At 61.0% G+C, this 23220-nt stretch carries 21 protein-coding genes; 13 read left to right on the plus strand and 8 right to left on the minus strand.

What is annotated here, in order from left to right; all coding sequences use genetic code 11:
- The first annotated feature begins 2 nt into the window (after positions 1–2).
- Positions 3–1451, plus strand: a complete 1449-nt coding sequence (locus tag HV822_RS08490) for a TrkH family potassium uptake protein (RefSeq protein ID WP_238873430.1) — start codon at positions 3–5, stop codon at positions 1449–1451.
- 25 nt (positions 1452–1476) lie between these two features.
- Here the strand turns inward: HV822_RS08490 and HV822_RS08495 are convergent, their stop codons facing one another.
- From HV822_RS08495 to HV822_RS08505, 3 genes are all read right to left on the minus strand, one after another.
- On the minus strand, positions 1477–1746 hold the full coding sequence (locus HV822_RS08495) for a PilZ domain-containing protein (protein WP_238873431.1): 270 nt from the start codon (positions 1744–1746) through the stop codon (positions 1477–1479).
- 225 nt (positions 1747–1971) lie between these two features.
- Positions 1972–2859 (minus strand): lysophospholipid acyltransferase, encoded by an 888-nt coding sequence (locus tag HV822_RS08500; RefSeq protein WP_238873432.1) that lies wholly within the window; start codon positions 2857–2859, stop codon positions 1972–1974.
- Between the two features lie 68 nt (positions 2860–2927).
- A complete protein-coding gene (locus HV822_RS08505; RefSeq protein WP_238873433.1) occupies positions 2928–3506 on the minus strand; it encodes a DNA-3-methyladenine glycosylase I in 579 nt (192 codons plus the stop codon).
- 65 nt (positions 3507–3571) lie between these two features.
- On the opposite strand from HV822_RS08505, the gene HV822_RS08510 reads away from it, so the two are divergent.
- From HV822_RS08510 to HV822_RS08540, 7 genes are all read left to right on the plus strand, one after another.
- Positions 3572–3913 carry an FKBP-type peptidyl-prolyl cis-trans isomerase gene (locus tag HV822_RS08510; protein ID WP_238873434.1) on the plus strand — a complete coding sequence of 114 codons (342 nt, stop codon included), beginning with the start codon at positions 3572–3574 and terminating at the stop codon, positions 3911–3913.
- 177 nt (positions 3914–4090) lie between these two features.
- The gene (gene ilvA / locus HV822_RS08515) at positions 4091–5134 is read left to right on the plus strand and encodes a threonine ammonia-lyase, biosynthetic (RefSeq protein ID WP_238873435.1); all 1044 of its coding nucleotides are present in this window, start codon (positions 4091–4093) and stop codon (positions 5132–5134) included.
- A gap of 136 nt (positions 5135–5270) precedes the next feature.
- Complete coding sequence (gene glyQ / locus HV822_RS08520; protein ID WP_238873436.1) at positions 5271–6218, plus strand: glycine--tRNA ligase subunit alpha; 948 nt, start codon at positions 5271–5273, stop codon at positions 6216–6218.
- Positions 6218–8272, plus strand: a complete 2055-nt coding sequence (gene glyS / locus HV822_RS08525; RefSeq protein WP_238873437.1) for a glycine--tRNA ligase subunit beta — start codon at positions 6218–6220, stop codon at positions 8270–8272. The genes glyQ and glyS overlap by 1 nt, the downstream gene beginning before the upstream one ends.
- A 149-nt stretch (positions 8273–8421) precedes the next feature.
- Entirely contained in the window at positions 8422–8955 is a 534-nt protein-coding gene (gene gmhB, locus HV822_RS08530) for a D-glycero-beta-D-manno-heptose 1,7-bisphosphate 7-phosphatase (protein WP_238873438.1), read from the plus strand.
- Positions 8956–8958: 3 nt separating this feature from the next.
- Positions 8959–9693 (plus strand): lysophospholipid acyltransferase family protein, encoded by a 735-nt coding sequence (locus HV822_RS08535; RefSeq protein WP_238873439.1) that lies wholly within the window; start codon positions 8959–8961, stop codon positions 9691–9693.
- Between the two features lie 60 nt (positions 9694–9753).
- Positions 9754–10938: a PilT/PilU family type 4a pilus ATPase gene (locus HV822_RS08540; protein ID WP_238873440.1), complete on the plus strand. Its 1185-nt coding sequence runs from the start codon at positions 9754–9756 to the stop codon at positions 10936–10938.
- A gap of 146 nt (positions 10939–11084) precedes the next feature.
- Here the strand turns inward: HV822_RS08540 and gyrB are convergent, their stop codons facing one another.
- The 4 genes from gyrB to dnaA are packed head-to-tail and all read right to left on the minus strand — an operon-like array spanning position 11085 to position 17278.
- On the minus strand, positions 11085–13499 hold the full coding sequence (gene gyrB / locus HV822_RS08545; protein WP_238873441.1) for a DNA topoisomerase (ATP-hydrolyzing) subunit B: 2415 nt from the start codon (positions 13497–13499) through the stop codon (positions 11085–11087).
- Positions 13500–13517: 18 nt separating this feature from the next.
- Complete coding sequence (gene recF, locus HV822_RS08550) at positions 13518–14612, minus strand: DNA replication/repair protein RecF (protein ID WP_238873442.1); 1095 nt, start codon at positions 14610–14612, stop codon at positions 13518–13520.
- A 6-nt stretch (positions 14613–14618) separates the two neighbouring features.
- The gene (gene dnaN, locus HV822_RS08555) at positions 14619–15722 is read right to left on the minus strand and encodes a DNA polymerase III subunit beta (protein WP_238873443.1); all 1104 of its coding nucleotides are present in this window, start codon (positions 15720–15722) and stop codon (positions 14619–14621) included.
- A gap of 47 nt (positions 15723–15769) precedes the next feature.
- Positions 15770–17278: a chromosomal replication initiator protein DnaA gene (gene dnaA / locus HV822_RS08560; protein WP_396265124.1), complete on the minus strand. Its 1509-nt coding sequence runs from the start codon at positions 17276–17278 to the stop codon at positions 15770–15772.
- 670 nt (positions 17279–17948) lie between these two features.
- Here dnaA and rpmH point away from each other — a divergent pair.
- The 5 genes from rpmH (at position 17949) to mnmE (ending at position 21864) form a co-directional block, all read left to right on the plus strand.
- Entirely contained in the window at positions 17949–18083 is a 135-nt protein-coding gene (gene rpmH, locus HV822_RS08565) for a 50S ribosomal protein L34 (RefSeq protein ID WP_083728495.1), read from the plus strand.
- Positions 18084–18094: 11 nt separating this feature from the next.
- On the plus strand, positions 18095–18493 hold the full coding sequence (rnpA, locus tag HV822_RS08570) for a ribonuclease P protein component (RefSeq protein WP_396265150.1): 399 nt from the start codon (positions 18095–18097) through the stop codon (positions 18491–18493).
- Positions 18486–18737: a membrane protein insertion efficiency factor YidD gene (gene yidD, locus HV822_RS08575; protein WP_238873446.1), complete on the plus strand. Its 252-nt coding sequence runs from the start codon at positions 18486–18488 to the stop codon at positions 18735–18737. The genes rnpA and yidD overlap by 8 nt, the downstream gene beginning before the upstream one ends.
- Positions 18734–20422 carry a membrane protein insertase YidC gene (yidC, locus tag HV822_RS08580; protein ID WP_238873447.1) on the plus strand — a complete coding sequence of 563 codons (1689 nt, stop codon included), beginning with the start codon at positions 18734–18736 and terminating at the stop codon, positions 20420–20422. Before yidD ends, yidC begins: the two co-directional genes overlap by 4 nt.
- Before the next feature lie 71 nt (positions 20423–20493).
- Positions 20494–21864, plus strand: a complete 1371-nt coding sequence (gene mnmE, locus HV822_RS08585; protein WP_238873448.1) for a tRNA uridine-5-carboxymethylaminomethyl(34) synthesis GTPase MnmE — start codon at positions 20494–20496, stop codon at positions 21862–21864.
- On the opposite strand, the gene HV822_RS08590 is transcribed toward mnmE, so the two are convergent.
- Entirely contained in the window at positions 21865–23199 is a 1335-nt protein-coding gene (locus HV822_RS08590; RefSeq protein ID WP_238873449.1) for an MFS transporter, read from the minus strand.
- Positions 23200–23220 lie beyond the last annotated feature (21 nt).

The following is a 23220-nucleotide window of genomic DNA, read 5'->3' on the forward strand; positions in this document are numbered from 1 at the left end:
ATATGCAGTATCCGCAGATACAGCGCATCATCGGCATCCTGCTGATGCTCTTCTCCACCAGTATGCTGCCGGCGGCCGCCGTTGGCCTGTACTACCACGAGGAGGCGATGAACGCCTTCCTCAGCGCCTTTGTCATTACCATGATTGCCGGCGCCTGTATCTGGCTGCCGGTACGCGGACAGCGCAACGAGCTGCGCACCCGTGACGGCTACCTGATTACCGTACTGTTCTGGCTGGTTCTCGGCCTGTTCGGTGCCGTGCCGCTGTGGTTGCTGGATATGCCTGACCTGAGCGTGGCCGATGCGGTGTTCGAGTCCTTCTCGGGGCTGACCACCACCGGGGCCACCGTCATCACCGGGCTGGATACCCTGCCACGCGCGCTGCTGTATTACCGCCAGCAGCTGCAGTGGTTTGGCGGCATGGGGATCATCGTACTGGCGGTGGCCATTCTGCCGATGCTGGGCGTGGGCGGCATGCAGCTGTACCGCGCCGAGATGCCGGGCCCGCTGAAGGAAAACAAGCTGACCCCGCGCATCGCCGAAACCGCCAAGGTGCTCTGGTATATCTATGCCGGCCTGACCGTCGCCTGCGCCCTGGCCTACTGGGCCGCCGGCATGGACCTGTTCAACGCCATCGGCCACAGTTTCTCGACCGTCGCGATTGGCGGTTTCTCGACCCACGACGCCAGCATCGGCTACTACAACAGCCCGTTGATCGAGGCGATCTGCATTCTGTTCATGCTGATCTCGGGTATCAACTTTGCGTTGCACTTTCTCGCCTGGCGCTTCCGCTCGCTGAAAAACTACTGGCAGGACCCGGAGTGCCGCGCCTACGTGCTGGTGATTCTGGCGCTGTTCATCATCTGCTTTGTGGTGCTGGTGCAATACCAGCATCACGACGTCTGGACCTCGGTGCGCTACGCCGCCTTCGAGACCGTCTCCATCGCCACCACCACCGGCTTTGGCGTCACCGACTTTTCAACCTGGCCGACCCTGCTGCCCTACCTGCTGCTGTACGCCAGCTTTATTGGCGCCTGCGCTGGCTCCACCGGCGGCGGCATGAAGGTGATTCGCGTACTGCTGCTGTACAAGCAGGGCGAGCGGGAGATCAAGCGCTTGCTGCATCCGCGCGGGGTATTCCCGGTCAAGCTGGGCAACAGCCCGGTGCCAGACCGGGTGGTGGAAACCGTCTGGGGTTTCTGCGCGGTCTACGTATTTACCTTCGCGATGCTGTTTTTGATTCTGCTGGGGACCGGGCTGGACTTTGTCACCGCCTTCTCGGCGCTGACCGCCTGCATCAACAACCTGGGCCCGGGTCTGGGCGAGGTGGCCGTGCACTACGGCAATCTGGATGCGGGGGTTAAATGGGTGCTGAGCTTCGCCATGCTGCTCGGGCGTCTGGAGGTGTTTACCCTGCTGGTGCTGCTGTCGCCGATGTTCTGGCAGCGCTAGTCGCTACAAGCGCCCTGCGGGGCGCTCAGGCTTCGTCGAGAAACGCCAGACCCGCACCCTCGCCGGGAATCACCCGCTGCACCACCATGCGCAGGACAGGCGCCTCAAACGGCATGCCTTGTACCTGACCGGTAACCTCGTCACCGACCTGTAAGCTACCCAGGGTGGCATGCTCAACAAAAACGCCACCGTCGGACAGGTCACGGGTGTGCCCAATGACTTCGCCAAAACTCGGGTGCGCAATCTTGATCTGTGCCTTCATTGGCGTACGCGGATGCTGTCGTTGGTTGGCCAATCCGTTCCCCCCACCTTGTCTGTGCACTCAGAGCCCCAGTCTGAGCGCTTTCTTGCCGCCGGTCTGCGAACACTACCACAGCTCGGCGGCACAACTGGCTTCCTTAAGGAAGCGCTGATTAATTCCACACGCCCTCTGCGAGTGCTCAAGCGTGTAGCTGCAAGGCGCGATGTACAGCCAATAGTGGTTCTATTGGGAGGGCATGCGGAATTAATCAGTGCTTCCCTAATACCAGCGCTTCTCGCCCTCAGGCCGCTTCTTGAAGCGCTTCATGCTCCACATGTACTGGCTCGGCCAACGCCGCACGTAACTCTCGATCACCGAACTCATGCAGGCCACCGCCTGGTACTCATCCTGGCTATACAGCGCGTCGGGCGCCGCTTCCAGGATAACCTTGAAGCCGCTGTTGTCCGGCAGCCGCACGCAGTGAAAGAAAATGGCCTGCGCCTGCCCACCCTTGAGCAGGTTGGGCACAAACTTGCTGGTCAGTGCCCGGGTGGCAAAGAAGGGCACAAACAGGCCGCTCTTGAGCGCCGGCTCGGGGTCGGCAGGAATACCGACCGCGCCGCCACGACGTACTTCACGCATCACGCTGATAATACCTTCGCGGGTGGACGCAGCCACCTTGTTGCCCAGCTGGGTGCGCTGGCGCTGCAGCAGCTCGTCCACCGCTTTCTGCTTGGGCGGACGATAGAAGATAATCGGTTTGGCGCGCAGGCAATACCAGTGGTTCAGCACCTCCCAGTTACCCAGGTGACTGGTGATGCCGACCACACCCTTGCCGGCCTCAAGCGCCTTGGCCAGCAGCTCTTCGCCTTCCACTTCCTTGATCAGGCCAACGGTCTTTTGCGGTGACCACATCCAGGCGCAGGCGCTCTCGGCAAAGCTGCGGCCGGTATCGAGCAGGGTACGGCGCACCAGATCGTTCAGCTCGGCCTCGGTCAGCTCCGGCATGCAGTGACTGAGGTTGATCCGCACCACGTCACGTGAGCGGTTGGGCAGCTTCCACATCAACCAGCCAACCAGCGCACCCAAGCGCTGCGCCACACTGAACGGCAGCATGGAAAACAGCTTGAGAAATCCAATGATGATGGCGCCTTTCAACCGCTCCACGGCAATGCTCCGAACAATGAGTCAGCGGCCATTGTAAGCCGCTCGGACGAGCAGGGCGAGAAGCCGGATCAGCCGCCGGCCAGGGCAGGGTAACAGTGGCAGTCGGTGGTGTGATCCATCGCCATGCCGGTGGCCTGCATAAAGGCGTAGCAGATGGTCGGTCCGACAAAGGTGAAGTCGGCTTTCTGCAATGCCTTGCTCATCGCCTTGGCCTCTGCCGTCTGCGCCGGAATCTCGCCCAAGGTGGCGGCATGACGAATCAACGGCTGGCCGCCAACGAACTGCCACAACCACTCGACCGGGTCATGCTCGGCGCACAAACGCTGCCAGGCACGGGCGTTGCGTCGCGCGCCATACACCTTGAGCCGATTGCGAATGATGCCCGCATCCTGCAACAGTGCCTGCAGCTCCTCATCACTCTGGTTGGCCATAAAGTCGATATCAAAGCCCCGATACACCTGGCGGTAGTGCTCACGCTTGCGCAGCACGGTGATCCACGACAGGCCCGCCTGAAAGCCTTCCAGCAGCAGCATCTCGAACAGACTGTCGGCGTCGCGGCAGGGCACGCCCCACTCCTCGTCGTGATAGCGCTGATACAGGGGGTCATCACTGCACCATGCGCAGCGTATCGGGTCTGTCGCGGTCATGTCTTGCTCCAATTCGGCGGTTATACTCGCCAAAATCCATCTTGTATTCGCCCACGGAGAACCGCATGAGCGACCAGTTGCAAATAATCGACCTGAGCGTGGGCGAGGGCAAGGAGTGCGTCAAAGGCGCGCTGATCACCACCCACTACACCGGCACCCTGGAAGACGGCACGGTATTTGATTCTTCCCACCAGCGTGGTCGCCCATTCCAGTGCGTGATCGGCACCGGACGGGTCATCAAGGGTTGGGATCAGGGCCTGATGGGCATGCGCGTTGGCGGCCGCCGTCAGCTGTTGGTACCGGCAGCGCTGGCCTACGGCGAACGCAGCGTTGGCGAGCATATCAAGCCCGGCAGCAACCTGCGCTTCGAGATCGAATTGCTCGAAGTGCTGACCCGCGACGATTGACGCCCGTCCTGCCCACGCGCTAGATTCGACCACATGACCAACGCACGCCTGTTCACCGCCGCCATGATTATTACCGCCATTCCAGTAACGGCGGGCTAGCTTGCGTCCAGACCCCACCCGCCTCCGAGGCGGGTAATCAGCACTGTCTCCGAGGTTCCAACCGCATCAGGAGACAGCATGAACACCGCCACAGCCTCACCCACTTCCGACACCGACCTCAGCGAGGACGACGGCACGGCGCAGCTACGCGCACTGGTCGGCAGCATCCTCTCGGCCCCGGTCTACGACGTTGCGCTTGAGACCCCACTGCAATTTGCCCCGCGCCTGTCAGCCCACCTGAACAACCAGGTGCTGCTCAAGCGCGAAGACCTGCAGCCGGTGTTCTCGTTCAAGATCCGCGGTGCCTATACCCGGGTCGCACGCCTTACCCCCAGCGAACGCGCCCGCGGCGTGATCACCGCCTCGGCCGGCAACCACGCCCAGGGCCTGGCGCTGGCCGCCCAGCGACTCGGCGTACGCGCACTGATCGTCATGCCCACCACCACACCCCGGCTCAAGGTAGAGGGCGTCTGCGCCCGTGGCGCAACCGCGCTGCTGCACGGCGAGGGCTTTGCCGAGGCGCTGGCCCACGCGCTGCAACTGGCCGAGCAGCAGGGCTACACCTTTGTGCCGCCCTTTGACGACCCCGATGTGATCGCCGGCCAGGGCACGGTCGCCGTGGAACTGCTGCGCCAATACCAGAGCCCACTGAAGGCGGTGTTTGTACCGGTTGGCGGCGGCGGGCTGATTGCCGGCGTCGCGGCCTACATCAAATACCTGCGCCCCGAGGTACGGGTGATCGGTGTCGAGTCGCAGGAATCGGCCTGCCTGCAGGCCGCGCTGGCGGCCAATACGCGCGTGGTGTTGCCGCGTGTTGGACGTTTTGCCGATGGCGTGGCGGTCGCGCAGATCGGCGCGCTGAATTTCGAGTACTGCCGGCGCTATGTCGATGAAGTGGTCACGGTCAGCAACGATGAGATCTGCAGCGCTGTGCGTGCCATCTACGACGACACCCGCTCCATCACCGAACCCTCCGGTGCGCTGGCGGTGGCCGGGCTACGCCAGTATGTGCGCCGCGAGGGCATCCAGGGCGAGACCCTGATCGCCATCAACTCCGGCGCCAATATCGATTTCGACCGGCTTGGGCAGGTCATCGAGCGTTCGGCGGTGGCCCATCCATGAGCAGGCAAAGAGATTGGCCAGCCTCGCCGCTTTCAGCGGCGCAGACCAGTAAATCCGCCGCTTTCCTGTATGTCGCAGGCGTTCTGACTGTATACTTCGGCCTTTCTCAATTTCACAGCCCGACCTGGTGAAACACGTGACTCAGACCAATCCAGCCGTCCACACCTTTCAAGGACTGATCCTTGCCCTGCAAAGCTACTGGGCAGAGCGGGGTTGTGTGGTTTTGCAGCCCTACGACATGGAAATGGGTGCCGGCACCTTCCACACCGCTACCTTCCTGCGCGCCATCGGCCCGGAAACCTGGAACGCCGCCTACGTACAGCCCAGCCGCCGCCCGGCTGACGGCCGCTACGGCGAGAACCCGAACCGCCTGCAGCACTACTACCAGTTTCAGGTAGTACTGAAGCCGAACCCGGACAACATTCAGGAGCTGTACCTGGATTCGCTACGCCACATCGGTATCGACCCACTGGTGCACGATATCCGCTTTGTTGAAGACAACTGGGAATCGCCAACCCTGGGCGCCTGGGGTCTGGGCTGGGAAGTCTGGCTCAACGGCATGGAAGTCACCCAGTTCACCTACTTCCAGCAGGTCGGTGGCGTTGAGTGCTATCCGGTCACCGGTGAGATCACCTACGGTCTGGAGCGTCTGGCGATGTACCTGCAGGGCGTCGACTCGGTCTACGATCTGGTCTACTCCGACGGCCCGTTCGGCAAGGTCAGCTACGGCGACGTGTTCCACCAGAATGAAGTGGAGCAGTCGACCTACAACTTCGAGCACGCCAACGTCGACAAGCTGTTCGAACTGTTCGATTTCTACGAAGGTGAAGCCAACCGTCTGATCGAGCTGGAGCTGCCGCTGCCGGCCTACGAGATGGTCATCAAGGCATCGCACACCTTCAACCTGCTGGACGCCCGCCGTGCCATCTCGGTAACCGAGCGTCAGCGTTACATTCTCCGTGTTCGCACCCTGTCCCGCGCGATTGCCCAAAGCTACCTGCTGGCCCGCGCCCGCCTCGGCTTCCCGATGGCCACCCCCGAATTGCGTGACGAAGTACTGGCCAAGCTGAAGGAGGCCGAATAATGCAGGCGCAGGATTTTCTCGTTGAACTGGGCACCGAAGAGCTGCCTCCCAAGGCCCTGAAGAAGCTGGCTGAGGCCTTTCTGGCCGGGGTTGAAGGCGGCCTGAAGGACGCCGGCCTGGGTTACGCCACGGCCCGTTACTACGCCGCACCGCGCCGTCTGGCCGTGCTGGTCGAAGCGCTGGCCACCCAGCAGCCGGACCGCACCACCCAGCTTGATGGCCCGCCGCTGCAGGCGGCGTTCGACGCCGACGGCAATCCGACCAAGGCCGCCGAGGGCTTTGCCCGCAAGTGCGGCGTGAGCCTGGATGAGATCGACCAGAGCGGCCCCAAGCTGCGCTTTGTGCAGAACATTCCGGGCCAGCCGGCGACCGATCTGCTGCCCGGTATCGTCGACGCCGCACTGGCCGCGCTGCCGATTCCCAAGCGCATGCGCTGGGGTGCCCGTAAAACCGAATTCGTGCGTCCGACCCAGTGGCTGGTGATGCTGCTGGGCGAGCAGGTCGTGCCCTGCGAGATTCTCTCCCAGCAGGCCGGTAACCTGTCCCGTGGTCACCGCTTCCATCACCCGGATCAGGTCACCATCGCGAGTCCTGCGGCCTACGCCGAGACCCTGCGCAGTGCGCATGTGATTGCCGACTTCGCCGAACGCCGCGAGATCATCAAGACCCGCGTCGACGCGCTGGCGGCCGAGCAGCAGGGCACCGCCATTGTTCCGGCCGACCTGCTGGACGAAGTCACCGCGCTGGTCGAGTGGCCGGTGCCGCTGGTGTGCAGCTTTGAGGAGCGCTTCCTTGAGGTGCCGCAGGAAGCCCTGATCTCGACCATGCAGGACAACCAGAAGTACTTCTGCCTGCTGGACGCCAAGGGCAAACTGCTGCCGCGCTTTATCACCGTCTCCAACCTGGAGAGCAAGGACCCGACGCAGATCGTCGAGGGCAACGAGAAGGTAGTTCGCCCGCGCCTGACCGACGCCGAGTTCTTCTTCAAGCAGGACCAGAAGCAGCCGCTGGAAACCCGTAACGAGCGTCTGGCCAATGTGGTGTTCCAGGCTGATCTGGGCAGCGTGTTCGAGAAAGCCCAACGCGTCTCCAGCCTGGCCGGTGTGATTGCCGCGAAGATCGGCGGCGACGCCGAGCGCGCCGCCCGCGCCGGTATCCTGTCCAAGTGCGATCTGGCCACCGAGATGGTTGGCGAGTTCCCCGAGCTGCAAGGCATTGCCGGCTACTACTACGCCAAGCACGACGGCGAAGCCGAGGACGTGGCGCTGGCGCTGAACGAGCAGTACATGCCGCGCGGCGCCGGTGCCGAGCTGCCAAGCACCCTGACCGGTGCCGCCGTGGCGCTGGCCGACAAGCTCGACACCCTGGTCGGTATCTTCGGTATCGGCATGCTGCCCACCGGCTCCAAGGACCCGTACGCCCTGCGTCGCGCCGCCCTGGGTGTGCTGCGTATCCTGATCGAGAAGCAGCTGGAGCTGGATCTGAACACCGCGCTGCAGGCCGCCGTCGAGCAATACGGCAGCCGCGTAAAGGCCAACGGCCTGGTCGCCCAGGTGCAGGACTTTATCTTCGACCGCCTGCGCGCCCGCTACGAGGACGAAGGCATCGACGTGGCCGTGTACCAGTCGGTCCGTGCGGTCAGCCCGACCTCGCCGCTGGACTTTGATCAGCGCGTACAGGCCGTGCAGGCGTTCCGTCGTCTGCCCGAGGCCGACACGCTGGCCGCCGCCAACAAGCGGGTGTCCAACATCCTGTCCAAGGCCGAAGGTGTGGTCGCAACCGAGATCAACACCGCGCTGCTGCAGGAAAGCGCCGAGCAGGCTCTGGCCAGCGCCGTAGAGGCCGCAGAGCAGGCCGTAGCGCCGCTGGCAGACCAGCGCCAGTACCAACCCACGCTGGAGCGTCTGGCCGCCCTGCGCGAGCCGGTTGACGCCTTCTTCGAGCAGGTACTGGTCAACGCCGACGACCCGGCGGTCAAAGCCAACCGCTACGCGCTGCTGGCTCGCCTGCGCGGCCTGTTCCTCGGGGTGGCGGATATTTCGCTGCTGGGTTAATAACAGGCTCGAAGCTAGACGCTGAAGGCTGGAAGACAACACCATGTGCCGACTTCCAGCCTTCAGCCTCCAGCCACGGGCAGCGAAGACGGGCCAGCCACCGATGCCGCGCTGCTACTCGATTGGCCGGCTGACCATGGAAGCTTGACGTGAAGCTGATTATTCTCGACCGCGACGGGGTCATCAATTACGACTCCGACGCCTACATCAAGTCGCTGGAGGAATGGATTCCGCTGCCGGGTTCCATTGCTGCCATCGCGCGGCTGAGCAAGGCGGGCTGGACGGTCGCCGTGGCGACCAACCAGTCCGGCATTGGCCGCGGCTATTACAGCGAAGCCACCTTGCAGAGCATGCATGAGCGTCTCTGCCAGCTGGTGGCAGAGCAGGGCGGTCAGGTGGATCTGATCCGTTATTGCCCGCACGCGCCGGAGGCCGGCTGTGACTGCCGCAAGCCACTGCCGGGCCTGTTCATGCAGATAGCCGAGCATTTCAACCAGCCCCTGCAGGGCGTGCCCACCGTGGGCGACAGCCCGCGTGACCTCGAAGCCGGCTGCGCCGTCGGTTGTACTCCCTACCTGGTACGTACCGGTAAGGGCGCCCGCAGCGAACACAAGACGCTGCCCACCGGCACCCAGGTCTTTGACGACCTGGCCGCTGTTGTCGATCACCTTCTGGAATCCTGAGCCATGGCCCTGTTGATGTCCCTGCGCGTCGCCCTGTTTTACCTGCTGCTGTCGACCAGCGCCGCGATCTGGTGCGTCCTGATCATTCCGGTTGCGCTGTTTCTCAACGTCCGCTGGCGGGTCAAGGTGATCATCGAATGGTGGACACGCGTGGCCGTGTGGCTGACCAAGCACATTGTCGGCATCAACTACGAAGTCATTGGCCGGGAGAACATACCGGATCAGCCGGGCGTGATTCTGGCCAACCACCAGAGCACCTGGGAGACCTTTTTCCTGCCGCGGCTGTTTCGCCCGCAAACCCAGCTGATCAAGCGCGAGCTGCTGCTGGTGCCCTTTTTCGGCTGGGCCTTCGCGCTGGCCAAACCCATCGCCATCGACCGCAGCAAGGCCCGCGACTCGTTACAGCAACTGACCCGCACCGGCGGTGAGCGCCTGAAGGACGGCATGTGGATTCTGGTCTTCCCCGAAGGCACGCGCATTGCCCCCGGTGAGACGGTCAAATTCTCCCGTGGTGGCGCGGCACTGGCTTGCGCCAACAACGCTCCCATCATTCCGGTTGCGCACAATGCCGGCGAATACTGGCCGCGTCACGGCTGGGGCAAAAAGCCGGGCACCATCAAGGTCATGATCGGCCCGGCGATCTACCCGGCCGGCGCCGACCCGCGCTCTATCGTTGCCGCCAACAAGCAGGCCGAAAGCTGGATCAACGCGCAGTTGCAGAGCCTGCGCGACGCGTGAGCCCGCTCTGGTCCATAATGGGCGTTCGCCCCACAAAGACTGTCTGCTCGGTACCCTGATATGGATATTAACCGCTATCTCAAAGCCCTGGTCGAGAAGGAAGGATCAGACTTGTTTTTCAGCGTTGGCGCCCCCGTCACGCTAAAGCGCGAGGGCGATTTCTTCGCCTTCGGCAATCAGCCCCTGGCCTCCGGCGCGGTCAGGGAACTCGCCTGGCAAGTCATGAGCCACAAGCAGATCGAGGAATTTGAGCGCGAACAGGAGATGAACCTGGCCGTTGGGCTGCCCAATTGCGGCCGCTTTCGCATCAACGTGTACTATCAGCGCGGCGAAGTGGGTATGGTCGTGCGCCACATCAGTCACCAGATCCCGGCCTTTGCCGAGCTGGGCCTGCCGGTGCAGCTGGAAAAACTCGCGCTCAAGGATCGCGGTCTGATCCTGGTGGTGGGTGCCACCGGCTCCGGTAAGTCCACCACGCTGGCAGCCATGCTCGACTACCGCAACACTAACCGCGCCGGGCATATCGTCTGTATCGAAGACCCGATCGAGTTTCTGCACGAGCACAAGAAATCCATCGTCGATCAGCGTGAGGTTGGCCTGGATACCCAGAGCTTTGCCCACGCCCTGCGCAACGTGCTGCGCGAGTCGCCGGACGTCATCATGATCGGCGAAATCCGCGACAAGGCGACCATGCAGCACGCCCTGCATTACAGCGAAACCGGTCACCTGGTGGTCGCTACCCTGCATGCCACCAACAGCGTCCAGGCGATTGAACGCATCGTTAACCTGTTCCCGGAAGGGGAGCGCAAGCAGACCCTCGGCGACATCTCGATGAACCTGGCCGGTATCATTGCCCAGCGCCTGGTGCCCGGCGTTGAGCAAAAGCGGGTGGCCGCGGTCGAGGTGTTGCTACGTACGCCGTACATCCGCAACCTGATCGCCCGCGACGAGCTGCACGAGATCAAGGACTCCATGAACCGCGGCCAGGAGCCGGGCCTGCAAAGCTTCGATCAACACCTGTACGAGCTGGTGGGCAAGGGCAGTATCACCCTGGATATGGCGTTGCGCTACGCCGACTCGCCGACCGACCTGAAGCTCAAGGCCAAGTTCAGCGATACCCGCAGCGAGTCGCCATTGAACATGCCCCAGCAACCGGCCGCAGCGCCGCAACAGGAAACAGAGCTGTCCTTTAAATCCTCGGGCGGCGGCTTTTCTGAGTCCGACCTGACCGACGATTTTCGTTGAGAGATAGCCAGACAAACTATCTGGGGCAGTGTTAGTCCGGGTTAATAGCTACCCCCCATCACCTGTTGTGATGTCTCCCGCCAGCCAAACAAAAACCCCTTTAACCATACAGTTAAAGGGGTTTTTGTTGTCCACGCCTGGGCCGATCAAACGTCCAGGTTAGATACCGCCAGAGCGTTGCTTTCGATAAAGTCGCGACGCGGCTCAACCTGATCGCCCATCAGGGTGTTGAAGATCTGGTCGGCGGCGATAGCGTCTTCAATGTTCACGCGCAGCATACGGCGGCTTTCCGGGTCCATGGTGGTTTCCCACAGCTGCTCCGGGTTCATCTCGCCCAGCCCCTTGTAGCGCTGAATGTAATGACGACGCGCGGTCTCGTTCATCATCCACTCTAGCGCTTCCTTGAAGGTGGTTATCGGCTTCTTCTTCTCGCCACGTTGCATGTAGGCGCCGGGCTCCAGCAGGCTTTGCAGGGTTTCACCCAGCTCGGCCATGGAGCGGTAATCGTTGCTCGCAAACAGATCGCGGTTGAAGGTGATGTAGCTCGACATGCCGTGGGTGATGGACTCCACTTCCGGCAGCCACAGGTGGCGTTCGGTGTCCTCACGCAAACTGACGTTGTACTGCTGCCCGGAGCGTTCGGTCGCCGCTACACGGGTAGCCAGGCCCTTGATCCACTCATCCATAAAGGCCTTGTCGCCGAGATTCTCGACGGTCAGACGCGGCAGGTAAACAAAGTGTTCCATCAGCTCCTGCGGGTACAGGCGGGCCAGACGCTTGAGCGTACGCATCACCGCACGGAACTGCTGCACAATGCGCTCCAGCGCTTCACCGGTGATGCCCGGGGCATCTTCGTTGACGTACAGGTAGGAATCTTCCAGCGCGGACTGGGTGAGGTATTCCTCGAGCGCCTCGTCGTCTTTCAGATACTGCTCCTGCTTGCCCTTCTTGATCTTGTAGAGCGGCGGTTGCGCGATATACACGTAACCGTTTTCGATCAGCTCCGGCATCTGACGGAAGAAGAAGGTCAGCAGCAGGGTACGAATGTGCGAGCCGTCAACGTCAGCATCGGTCATGATGATGATGTTGTGGTAACGCAGCTTTTCGATATTGAATTCTTCGCGGCCGATACCGCAGCCCAGTGCGGTGATCAGTGTGCCCACCTCGGCGGAGGAGAGCATCTTGTCGAAGCGTGCCTTCTCGACGTTGAGGATCTTACCCTTGAGCGGCAGGATCGCCTGGGTACGACGATTACGGCCCTGTTTGGCAGAGCCGCCGGCGGAGTCACCCTCCACAATGTAGAGTTCGGAGAGGGCCGGGTCTTTCTCCTGGCAGTCTGCCAGTTTGCCGGGTAGACCGGCGATATCCAGCGCCCCTTTGCGGCGCGTCATCTCACGCGCCTTGCGCGCTGCTTCACGGGCACGGGCAGCGTCAATCATCTTGCCGACAACCGCTTTGGCCTCACCGGGCTTTTCCAGCAGGTAGTCGCCAAAGTACTTGTTCATTTCCTGCTCGACCGCGGTTTTCACTTCAGAGGAAACCAGCTTGTCTTTGGTCTGCGAAGAGAATTTGGGGTCCGGCACTTTGACCGAAATGATCGCGGTCAGACCTTCACGGGCGTCGTCACCGGAGGTGTTGACCTTGAGCTTTTTCAGCAGACCTTCCTGCTCGATGTAGCTGTTCAGGCTGCGGGTGAGGGCGCTACGGAAACCGGCGAGGTGGGTACCACCGTCGCGCTGGGGAATGTTGTTGGTGAAGCAGAGGATGCTTTCGTTGAAGCTGTCGTTCCACTGCATCGCCACTTCCACGCCGATGCCATCTTCACGTTGCAGGTTGAAGTGGAATACCGAGTTGATGCTGGTCTTGTTGTGGTTCAGGTAGTCAACAAAGGCGCGCAGACCACCTTCATAGCGGAACAGCTCGTGTTTGCCGGTACGCTCGTCCTTCAGGTTGATGCCCACACCCGAGTTGAGGAACGACAGTTCACGCAGGCGCTTGGCCAGGATGTCCCAACTGAAGGAGATGCTGCTGAAGGTCTCGGCAGAGGGCTTGAAGTGAATCTGGGTGCCGGTGCTGTCGGTATCGCCCACTTCGGCCAACGGGGCCTGTGGTACGCCGTGAACGTAGGTCTGTTCCCACACTTTGCCGTGACGGCGGATGGTCAGAATCAGCTTCTCGGAGAGCGCGTTTACTACCGACACACCCACCCCGTGCAAACCGCCGGACACCTTATAGCTGTTGTCGTCGAATTTGCCGCCAGCGTGCAACACGGTCATGATCACCTCGGCCGCCGATACGCCTTCTTCGTGCGCATCGACCGGGATGCCCCGTCCGTTGTCACGCACGCTGATCGACTCATCGGTGTGAATGGTGATGTCGATATCGCTGCAGTGGCCGGCGAGGGCCTCATCGATAGAGTTGTCGACGACTTCAAAGACCATGTGGTGGAGGCCAGTGCCGTCATCGGTGTCACCGATGTACATACCGGGACGCTTACGCACCGCATCAAGGCCCTTCAGAACCTTAATACTCGATGAATCATAGGCTTTGTTATCAGTCATCTTGAGTCACTCCAGACTTCATTCGGTCTGCACAATGTGCCCATGTTCCACGTGGAACATGGATAAAGGTGTATCCGGCTGCCAGCAATTGCTCAGCGAGTCGGCATCTACGCAGGTAATAAATACCTGACACTCCAGCGATTCGAGCAGGCCACAGAGCGCCTGCCGATGCGCCTGATCCAGCTCTGAGGGCAAGTCGTCCACCAGGAAGACACAGTCCTGCTGACGATCAAGCTGACGCAGCAGTCGGCCCTGGGCAATCTTCAGGGCGCATACCACCAGTTTCTGCTGGCCCCGAGAAAGCACCTCTGCGGCATTCAACCCCCGCAGCCGCAAGCGCAAATCACCCCGTTGAGGCCCTGCCTGGGTATGCCCGAGTGCGCAGTCGCGCTCGTACTGACTATCCAGTACCTCAGCCAATCCACGCTCCCTGTCCCAGCCTCGGAAGTAACTGAGGGTGAGGCCATCCAGTTCAACCAGCTCTCCCAACGTCTGTTCGAAGATAGGTTTGAGCTGCTGGAGATAGGCCTGCCGGAAGCCGTCTATCTGCTCGCCAGCGGCGACTATCTCGGCCTCCCAGGGGGCCAGGAGCGAACGTTCGATTCTACCACGTCGCAGCAACGAATTCCGTTGTTTGAGGCTCTTTTGCAGCCGCTGCCACGCTGACAGAAAACGATGTTCCACGTGGAACACGCCCCAATCGAGATACTGGCGACGCTGTTTTGGGGCGCCTTCCAGCAAACGAAAACTGTCAGGATTAATCAGTTGCAGCGGCAGCAACTCGGCAAGCTGGGCAGTACTACGTGCGCTTTGCCCGTTAATGCGTATCTCGTAATCGGCCTGCCGATTACGCGAAATGCCGAGTTTGGATGCGACGCCCTGAAGAGACTGCAGTTCGGCGAAGACCGTACAACTGTCCTGCTCGTACTGAATAACGGGCTGCAAGCGAGTGCTGCGAAAGGAGCGGGCGAGGCCAAGAATATGAATGGCTTCCAGCAAACTGGTTTTGCCACTGCCGTTGGCGCCGGAAACGAGATTGATGCGGGGGGAGGGAAGCAGGGTCACCGGGTGCAGATTACGCACCGCGGTGACCGCAAGACGAGTGAGGGGCATGCGCGATCAGAGGCGCATGGGCATGACGACATAGAGGCTTTCGTCGGACTCAGCTTCTTGAACCAGTGCGCTGCTGTTGGCATCGGACAGCACCATCTTCGCCTGCTCATGCCCCAGCACATTCATCACGTCGAGCAGATAGCTGACGTTAAACCCGATCTCCAGACCGGCGCCGTTGTAGTCGACCATCACTTCTTCTTCAGCCTCTTCCTGCTCCGGGTTATTGGCCTGAATCTTCAGCTGGCCAGACTCCAGGGTAAGGCGAATGCCGCGATACTTTTCGTTCGACAAAATAGCAGTGCGGCTAAATGCATCACGCAGGGTTTGACGGTCTGCAATCACAATCTTGTCGCCACCGCGCGGCAGAACACGCTCGTAATCCGGGAACTTGCCGTCGACCAGTTTGGAGGTGAAGGTAAAGTCCCCCGTGGTAGCGCGAATATGATGGCTGCCCAACACCACGTTAACGGTGTCGTCGGCTTCACCCAGCAGACGCGCCAGCTCAAGAATGCCCTTACGCGGCACGATGAGCTGATAACGTTCCTGGTAGTCGATGTTGGCATCAACGGTACACATCGCCATGCGGTGACCATCGGTGGCCACTGCTCGCAGCTGACCCTTGTTGATCTCCAGCAGCAGGCCGTTGAGGTAATAGCGCACATCTTGCTGAGCCATGGCAAAACTGGTGCGGTCGATCAGGCGACGCAGCTTATTCTGAGTGATGGCAAAGCTCATCGCACCCGGGCCATCTTCAACATTGGGGAAGTCGGCTGCCGGCAGCGTTGCCAGGGTAAAGCGGCTGCGGCCCGCCTTGATCAATGCCTTGCCTTCTTCCACCTTGAGGGTGATGGCGGTGTCATCCGGCAGTGATTTGCAGATGTCCATGAGCTTGCGCGCCGGCACGGTAATCTCACCAGCTTCGCTACCTTCTTCCAGGGGAATGCGACCAACCAGTTCGACTTCCAGATCGGTACCGGTGAGCGACAGGGTATTGCCGTCGACAACAAGCAGTACGTTGGACAGAACCGGAAGGGTCTGGCGGCGTTCCACAACACCCGCAACCAGTTGCAGGGGCTTCAACAGAGCTTCGCGCTGAATGGTGAATTGCATTGTCTTCCTTCGACCTCGTGCTGGTTGGCAGTGGTGTGGGCTGACGATCAGGTCGTCAGCGTCCTCAACAAATTCTTGTAGTCCTCGCGGATATCCGCGTCGGTTTCGCGCAGTTCAGCAATCTTGCGCGTGGCATGCAATACCGTGGTGTGATCGCGTCCACCAAAGGCGTCGCCGATTTCCGGCAAACTGTGGTTGGTCAGCTCCTTGGACAGGGCCATGGCAACCTGACGCGGTCTGGCGACTGAACGCGAACGACGCTTGGACAGCACGTCCGCAACCTTGATCTTGTAGTACTCGGCGACGGTACGCTGGATATTATCGATACTGACCAATTTGTCCTGCAAGGCCAGCAGGTCCTTCAGCGACTCGCGAATCAGCTCGATGGTGATATCGCGCCCCATAAAGTGGGCGCTGGCAATCACGCGCTTGAGAGCACCTTCCAGCTCACGCACGTTGGAGCGAATGCGCTGGGCAATAAAGAAGGCGGCATCGTGGGGCAGATCCACCCGCGACTGCTCGGCCTTCTTCATCAAAATGGCGACGCGAGTCTCCAGCTCCGGCGGCTCGACGGCCACGGTGAGGCCCCAACCAAAACGCGACTTGAGGCGTTCTTCCAGGCCGTCGATCTCTTTGGGATAACGGTCACTGGTAAGGATGACCTGCTGACCACCTTCGAGCAGCGCGTTGAAGGTATGGAAGAACTCCTCCTGGGAGCGCTCCTTCTTGGCAAAGAACTGAATGTCGTCAATCAACAGCGCATCGACCGAACGGTAGTAGCGCTTGAAATCGTTGATGGCATTCATCTGCAACGCCTTGACCATATCGGCCACAAAACGCTCGGAATGCAGATAGACAATCTTGGCCGCCGGGTTCTTCTTCAACAGGTGGTTACCCACCGCGTGCATAAGGTGGGTTTTACCCAGACCTACGCCACCATAAAGAAACAGCGGGTTATAACCGTGCTTCGGGTTATCGGCTACCTGCCAGGCCGCCGCGCGGGCCAGCTGGTTGGATTTGCCTTCTACAAAGTTCTCAAAGGTGAAGCTGCGATTGAGCAGGCTGGTGTGCTTGATCAGCGTAGGCGGCGGCTGACTGGTGTCGGGCTGGCTGTTGCCGGCGAACTCGGCGGTGGCATCTGAGCCGCCATGACCTGCAGCCGGCTGTGAGCTCACCACGACAGGCGTAACCGCCGGGGTTGCAGGAGCAGGCGCAGGCGTCGGATCAATCGGTCGCGGCGCCGGGGCTGGCGCGGCTTGGGTAGCAGGTGCTACCGCAGGTGCAGCACGACGACTGCCAATCAGCAGCGAGACCATCGGCGCCTGCCCCTGGGACAGGTCATCCAGCAGCTCCTGAATGCGGTTCAGGTATTTGTCGTTGACCCAGTCGAGTACAAAGCGGTTGGGCGCGTACAGACGGATCTCGGCCTGGTCGCCATCAACCTGCAGCGGGCGAATCCAGGTATTGAACTGTTGAGATGGAAGCTCATCACGCAAAAAATCGATGCATTGCTGCCAAAGTGCAACAGACACTGAATCCCCCGGGACCACTGACACCAGCGGCTTTTATTGAAGACAAATGCACATCGCGGCGGGGCGACGAACTACGGATAACAGAGCCGCCTATTCTATCCCTTCACCCTAGACTTATCCACACACCAGCCCCCTACCGGCAACAAAAAAGCCAACAGCCATCGGCTTGACGTTTACCGTCATTGCCCCTGTGAAAAAGCACAAATGCCTTGTAAACCGCGCCCTGTAGAACCTGTTAACAACTGCGCCTCAGGCTTGTTGGTAAACGGGGCTCGGATCGGTGGATAAACCAGCCTGTGGATATCCACCCCTCTTATCCACAGGGCGCACACAAGACCCGCCGGGTATCGTCCCCCGCTTATCCGCAGGGTTATCATTGCATCAACATACTGATATTTAGGGTTTTTAAGCGCTTATCCACAGATAAACGCCGCGCTATATACAGTCACTGTATTTATCTTTTAATCAAACTGATTTCATATTATCTATTCATCGCAGGGTGATAGGTCGACCACGGGCAGACAGAACATGTCTGCCGCAACGCCTTGAGAGCCACAGCAGGGATGCGGCAGTGTTCGGCAATTCGCGGTTTTTTGCCTGCGGAGGAAATTGACCTGCTCTGGCTTTTTCTCTAGAATTGCCGGTCCCTCGAAGGGGCACTTAGCTCTGATGTGACTTACTCAGGTATCTGAAGATGAAAAGAACGTTCCAACCCAGCGTACTGAAGCGCAAGCGCACCCACGGTTTCCGTGCTCGTATGGCTACCAAGAACGGCCGTGCTGTTCTGGCTCGCCGTCGTGCCAAAGGCCGCGCACGCCTGTCCGCCTAAGCACCGGTTTACTGGTGGATCTCGGATTCACACCTGAACACAGGCTATTGACGCCTGCTCAGTTCAAGCGCGTTTTCGATGGAGCCACCTGCAAAGCCTCAGGACCCAGTCTGCTGCTGTTGGCCAGAGAAAATACTCTGGGCCACGCACGGCTGGGTCTGGTCATTGCCAAGAAAAATGTTCGGCGCGCGGTAGACCGCAACAAGGTCAAGCGTATCGCCAGAGAATCGTTCAGACAGCATCGTGCTGAGCTGGGAGATCTGGACATTGTCGTGCTGGCCCGCAAGGGTCTGGGCGACCTGGACAATGCTGCACTGCATGCCCTGTATCAGGGCATGTGGCGCAGGCTTATAAAATCGGCTGCAAAAAACCGCTCACGTGACCCCGGACCCCCGTCATCCCATGCGTAGCATCGCGCTCGGACTGATCAAGGTTTACCGCTACGCCATCAGTCCCATGATGGCCAGTCACTGCCGTTTCTATCCCTCCTGTTCCTGCTACGCCCAGGAAGCCATCGAAGAGCATGGTTTTCTTAAGGGCAGCCTGCTCAGCGCACGCCGCCTTGGACGTTGTCACCCCTGGAACGCCGGTGGGTATGATCCGGTACCGCCAGCTTCTGCCAACCGACCGACCCGAATGGCCAACAAACCATGAACCTCCAACGTAATATCCTCATCGGTGCTCTACTGGTGATCACCTACCTGATGGTGGTGCAGTGGAATAAGGATTTTGTTCAGCAGGATCTTGCTCCGGCAGCCCAGACCCAGGTGGCGCCGCTCGACAGCAGTGATCTGCCAGGCGATGACAACGCCGCCGCTCATGACGGTGATGTACCGGCTGCCATCAATGGCGAGGGCGAAGCCCTGGCGCCGGCCCAGGTAACCACCCCGGAGGCAAAGGGTGGACTGGTCAAGGTTGAAACCGACACCCTGCAGGTGACCATCAACCCGGTGGGTGGTGACATTGTTTCGCTGGCCCTGCCGCAGTATCCGACCCGCAAGGATCGTCCGGATCTGCCGTTCCAGCTGCTGGAGCAATCGGGCAACCGCACCTATATCGCGCAAAGCGGCCTGACCGGCCAGCAAGGCCCGGACAAGTCCAGCGGCCGCGCCCGCTACAGTGTCGAGCAAAGCAGCTACCAGCTGGCCGACGGTCAGGAGCAACTGGTGGTTGACCTGACGACCAGCAACGACGGCGTCAACGTCACCAAGCGCTTCACCTTTACCCGTGGCAGCTACCTGGTCAGCGTCAGCTACCTGATCGACAACCAGAGCAGCCAGCCCTGGAGCGGCAGCCTGTTTGGTCAGATCAAGCGTGACGGCAGCGGCGACCCGTCCAGCTCCACCGCCACCGGCATGGCGACCTTCCTGGGTACCGCCTACTGGAGCGACGATGCGTCCTACACCAAGCTGAAGATGTCCGAGCTGGATGACACCCGTCTGGCTGAAAACGTCTCCGGCGGCTGGATTGCCTGGCTGCAGCACTACTTTGTCAGTGCCTGGATTCCGAGCCCCGAGGTCACGCATCACTACCGCACGCTGAAAGACCGTACCGGCAACTACATCGTTGGTTTCACCAGCCCGGCAGTCACCGTGGCGGCTGGCGAACAGCAGCAGATCAGCGCCGACTTCTACGCCGGCCCGAAGATTCAGGATGACCTCAAGGCCATCTCCCAGGGTCTGGAGCTGACGGTCGACTACGGCTTCCTGTGGTGGATTGCCCAGCCGCTGTTCTGGGTGCTGAGCCTGATCCACGGCTTTGTCGGCAACTGGGGCTGGAGCATCATTCTGCTGACCTGCCTGATCAAGCTGATTTTCTTCCCGCTGTCGGCGACCAGCTACCGCTCCATGGCCAACATGCGCCGTGTTGCTCCCAAGCTGCAGGCGCTGCGCGAGCAGTACGGCGATGACCGTCAGAAAATGTCCCAGGGCATGATGGAGCTGTACAAGAAAGAGAAGATCAACCCGCTGGGTGGCTGTTTGCCGATTCTGGTGCAGATGCCGGTGTTCATCGCGCTGTACTGGGTACTGATGGAAAGCGTCGAGATTCGTCAGGCCGAGTGGCTGGGCTGGATAACCGACCTGTCGCTGAAGGATCCGTACTTCATCCTGCCGATCATCATGGGCGCGACCATGTTCCTGCAGCAGCAGCTGAACCCAACGCCGCCGGACCCGATGCAGGCCAAGGTCATGAAGATGCTGCCGATCATCTTCACCTTCTTCTTCCTCTGGTTCCCGGCCGGTCTGGTGCTGTACTGGGTAGTCAACAACTGCCTGTCCATTGCACAACAGTGGTACATTACCCGGCAGATCGAAAAGGGCGCAGCCAGCAAGAGCTAAGCTCTGAGGCCGCCAGTCAAACGCCCCGTTCGCGGGGCGTTTTGCTATCCACAGAAAACACCGGAGCCGCCATGAGCACGCCCTATCACGCCGACACCATTGCCGCCCTCGCAACGGCCCCCGGGCAGGGCGGGGTAGGCATCATTCGGGTCTCCGGCCCGGCGGCGCGCTCCATCGCCCAGCAGATCGCCCGGCGCGAACCGCAACCGCGCTACGCCCATTACGGCCCGTTTTTCTCTGGCGAGCAGACCCTGGATGAAGGCATCACCCTGTTCTTTCCGGGGCCGCATTCCTTTACCGGCGAAGACGTGCTGGAGCTGCAGGGCCACGGCGGCCCGGTGGTGATGGACCTGCTGCTCAAGGCCTGCCTCGCCGCCGGCGCACGGCAGGCGCGCCCGGGTGAGTTCAGTGAGCGTGCCTTTCTCAACGACAAGCTGGACCTGGCCCAGGCCGAGGCGATTGCCGATCTGATCGAGGCCAGCTCCGAGCAGGCCGCGCGCAACGCCCTGAACTCCCTGCAAGGGGTGTTTTCACAGCGCGTGCGCGCCCTGACCGAGTCGCTGATTGCCCTGCGCATCTATGTTGAGGCGGCGATCGACTTCCCGGAGGAAGAGATCGACTTTCTCGCCGACGGCCACGTGCTGTCCCAGCTGCAGGCAGTGCAGGGCGAACTGACCCAGGTACAGCGCCAGGCCGGGCAGGGGGCGCTGCTGCGTGACGGCATGAACGTGGTAATTGCCGGGCGACCCAATGCGGGCAAGTCGAGTCTGCTCAACGCCCTGGCCGGGCGGGAAAGTGCCATTGTCACCGACATTGCCGGCACTACCCGGGATATCCTGCGCGAACATATCCACATCGATGGTATGCCGCTGCACATCATCGATACCGCGGGCCTGCGTGACACCGATGATCAGGTCGAGCAAATTGGTGTCCAGCGCGCCATGGCGGCTATCGGGGAGGCAGACCGCATTCTGCTGATGGTCGACGCCAGCCAACCCGAAGCCAAGAACCCCGAGCTGCTGTGGCCGGAGTTTCTTGAGCAACGCCCCGACCCGGCCAAGGTCACGCTGATCTATAACAAGGTCGACGTCACCGGTGAACCGGTTGCACAGGACACCGCAGCCGATGGCTCCGTGGTATTGCACCTGTCAGCCAGGCAGGGTGAAGGTATCGACCTGCTGCGCGAACACCTGAAGGCCTGCATGGGCTTTGAGCAAACCGGCGAAAGCCTGTTCAGCGCCCGCCGCCGCCACCTCGAAGCACTGGAAGAAGCCGCAGATTATCTGCAGCACGGTTTTGATCAACTGACCCTGATGGGCGCCGGCGAGCTGCTGGCTGAAGACCTGCGCATGGCTCAACAGGCGCTCGGCAAAATCACCGGTGAGTTCTCCGCCGATGACCTGCTGGGACGGATCTTCTCCAGCTTCTGCATCGGTAAATAGTCAGGGCAGCGCCTGACGCATCCGCCAACTGCTGACAGCCGCCGCCATCACCGCGAAGGCACTGGCAGTCAGCAGGGCGACATGGGTGCCGTCGTCCACAAACAGGTTGAACATCAAGGCGACCAGCGCCGCGCCACTGGTCTGGCCGATCAGCCTAGCGGTGCTGAGCATGCCACTGGCACCGCCGCTGCGATGAATCGGCGCGGCGGTGATGATGGTGTGGTTGTTGGGTGACTGAAATAACCCAAAGCCGGCGCCGCAGAGCATCATCCAGGCCAGTATCAAGGCAAATCCGGGGCTATCGGGCAGGCTGGCCAGCCCCCACAGCCCACCGGCAAACAGCAACATACCAATGCCCCCCAGCAACCCCGCGTGAAAACGCTCCAGCAGACGTCCGGCCAGCGGCGCGGTCAGCATGGTGGCCAGCGGCCAGGGCGTCATCAGCAGACCGGTCTGAATGGCGTTGAGGCCCAGTGCATGCTGGAAATAGAACGGGATGGAGACCATCGCCAGCATCTGCGCGGTAAAGGCGCTTATTGAGCTGCAGATAGACAGGGCAAAGATGGGAATACGCAGCAAATCCACCGGCAGCAACGGCATGCTGCGGCTCAGCTGACGACGCACAAACAACCAGCCCAGCGGCAGCCCGATCAGCACCGGCAACAGCAGCCACCAGCCGCCATGCCCCTGGGCAAAGCCGGTTACCGCCAGGAAGAAGCAGCCCAGCGTAAGGACGTTCAGAGCGGCACTGGGTAGATCAAAACGTTGGCTTGGCGCACCCTCGTTGGCAGGCAAAAAGCGCCAACCCATCAGCAGGGCCAGCACACCAACCGGGGCACTGACGGCAAACAGCCAAGGCCAACTGGCGAGTGACAAGATAGCCGCTGCAACACTGGGCCCGGCCGCAGCCGCCACCGACACAATCAGGGTATTCAACGCCACCCCGCGTCCGAGCCGTGCACTGGGGTAGATAAGTCGGGTCAGGGCACCGTTGACGCTCATCACCGCGGCTGCACCCAGGCCCTGCAGCATGCGCGCCAGAGTCAGCTGCAACAAGGAATCACTCAGCGCACAAAGCACCGACATGCTGGCAAAGACCGCCAGACCAATCAGATAAATACGTCGGTAGCTCCACAGATCGCCGAGCGAAGCCAGTGGCAGCAGGCTGACGGCAATGACCAACTGGTAGGCATTGACCACCCAAATGGAGCTGGCCGCACTGGCACCCAGATCAGCGCCGATGGTGGGTAGCGCGACGTTGGCAATCATGCCGTCGAGTACCGCCATGGTCACCCCCAGTGCAATCGCGATGATTGCACCGAGGCGCTGCGGCATGGGTAAACCGTCTTGGCAGGA

Source organism: Halopseudomonas maritima (assembly GCF_021545785.1).
Lineage (GTDB): Bacteria > Pseudomonadota > Gammaproteobacteria > Pseudomonadales > Pseudomonadaceae > Halopseudomonas > Halopseudomonas maritima.

Excerpts from the sequence above, each read along its gene's own strand:
- HV822_RS08590 (WP_238873449.1), bottom strand. The coding sequence starts at position 23,199 with ATGCCGCAGCGCCTCGGTGCAATCATCGCGATTGCACTGGGGGTGACC.
- HV822_RS08510 (WP_238873434.1), top strand. The coding sequence starts at position 3,572 with ATGAGCGACCAGTTGCAAATAATCGACCTGAGCGTGGGCGAGGGCAAG.
- yidD (WP_238873446.1), top strand. The coding sequence starts at position 18,486 with ATGCGTAGCATCGCGCTCGGACTGATCAAGGTTTACCGCTACGCCATC.
- glyS (WP_238873437.1), top strand. The coding sequence starts at position 6,218 with ATGCAGGCGCAGGATTTTCTCGTTGAACTGGGCACCGAAGAGCTGCCT.
- gyrB (WP_238873441.1), bottom strand. The coding sequence starts at position 13,499 with ATGACTGATAACAAAGCCTATGATTCATCGAGTATTAAGGTTCTGAAG.
- yidC (WP_238873447.1), top strand. The coding sequence starts at position 18,734 with ATGAACCTCCAACGTAATATCCTCATCGGTGCTCTACTGGTGATCACC.
- HV822_RS08505 (WP_238873433.1), bottom strand. The coding sequence starts at position 3,506 with ATGACCGCGACAGACCCGATACGCTGCGCATGGTGCAGTGATGACCCC.
- mnmE (WP_238873448.1), top strand. The coding sequence starts at position 20,494 with ATGAGCACGCCCTATCACGCCGACACCATTGCCGCCCTCGCAACGGCC.
- HV822_RS08540 (WP_238873440.1), top strand. The coding sequence starts at position 9,754 with ATGGATATTAACCGCTATCTCAAAGCCCTGGTCGAGAAGGAAGGATCA.
- recF (WP_238873442.1), bottom strand. The coding sequence starts at position 14,612 with ATGCCCCTCACTCGTCTTGCGGTCACCGCGGTGCGTAATCTGCACCCG.
- HV822_RS08490 (WP_238873430.1), top strand. The coding sequence starts at position 3 with ATGCAGTATCCGCAGATACAGCGCATCATCGGCATCCTGCTGATGCTC.
- ilvA (WP_238873435.1), top strand. The coding sequence starts at position 4,091 with ATGAACACCGCCACAGCCTCACCCACTTCCGACACCGACCTCAGCGAG.
- dnaN (WP_238873443.1), bottom strand. The coding sequence starts at position 15,722 with ATGCAATTCACCATTCAGCGCGAAGCTCTGTTGAAGCCCCTGCAACTG.
- HV822_RS08535 (WP_238873439.1), top strand. The coding sequence starts at position 8,959 with ATGGCCCTGTTGATGTCCCTGCGCGTCGCCCTGTTTTACCTGCTGCTG.
- rpmH (WP_083728495.1), top strand. The coding sequence starts at position 17,949 with ATGAAAAGAACGTTCCAACCCAGCGTACTGAAGCGCAAGCGCACCCAC.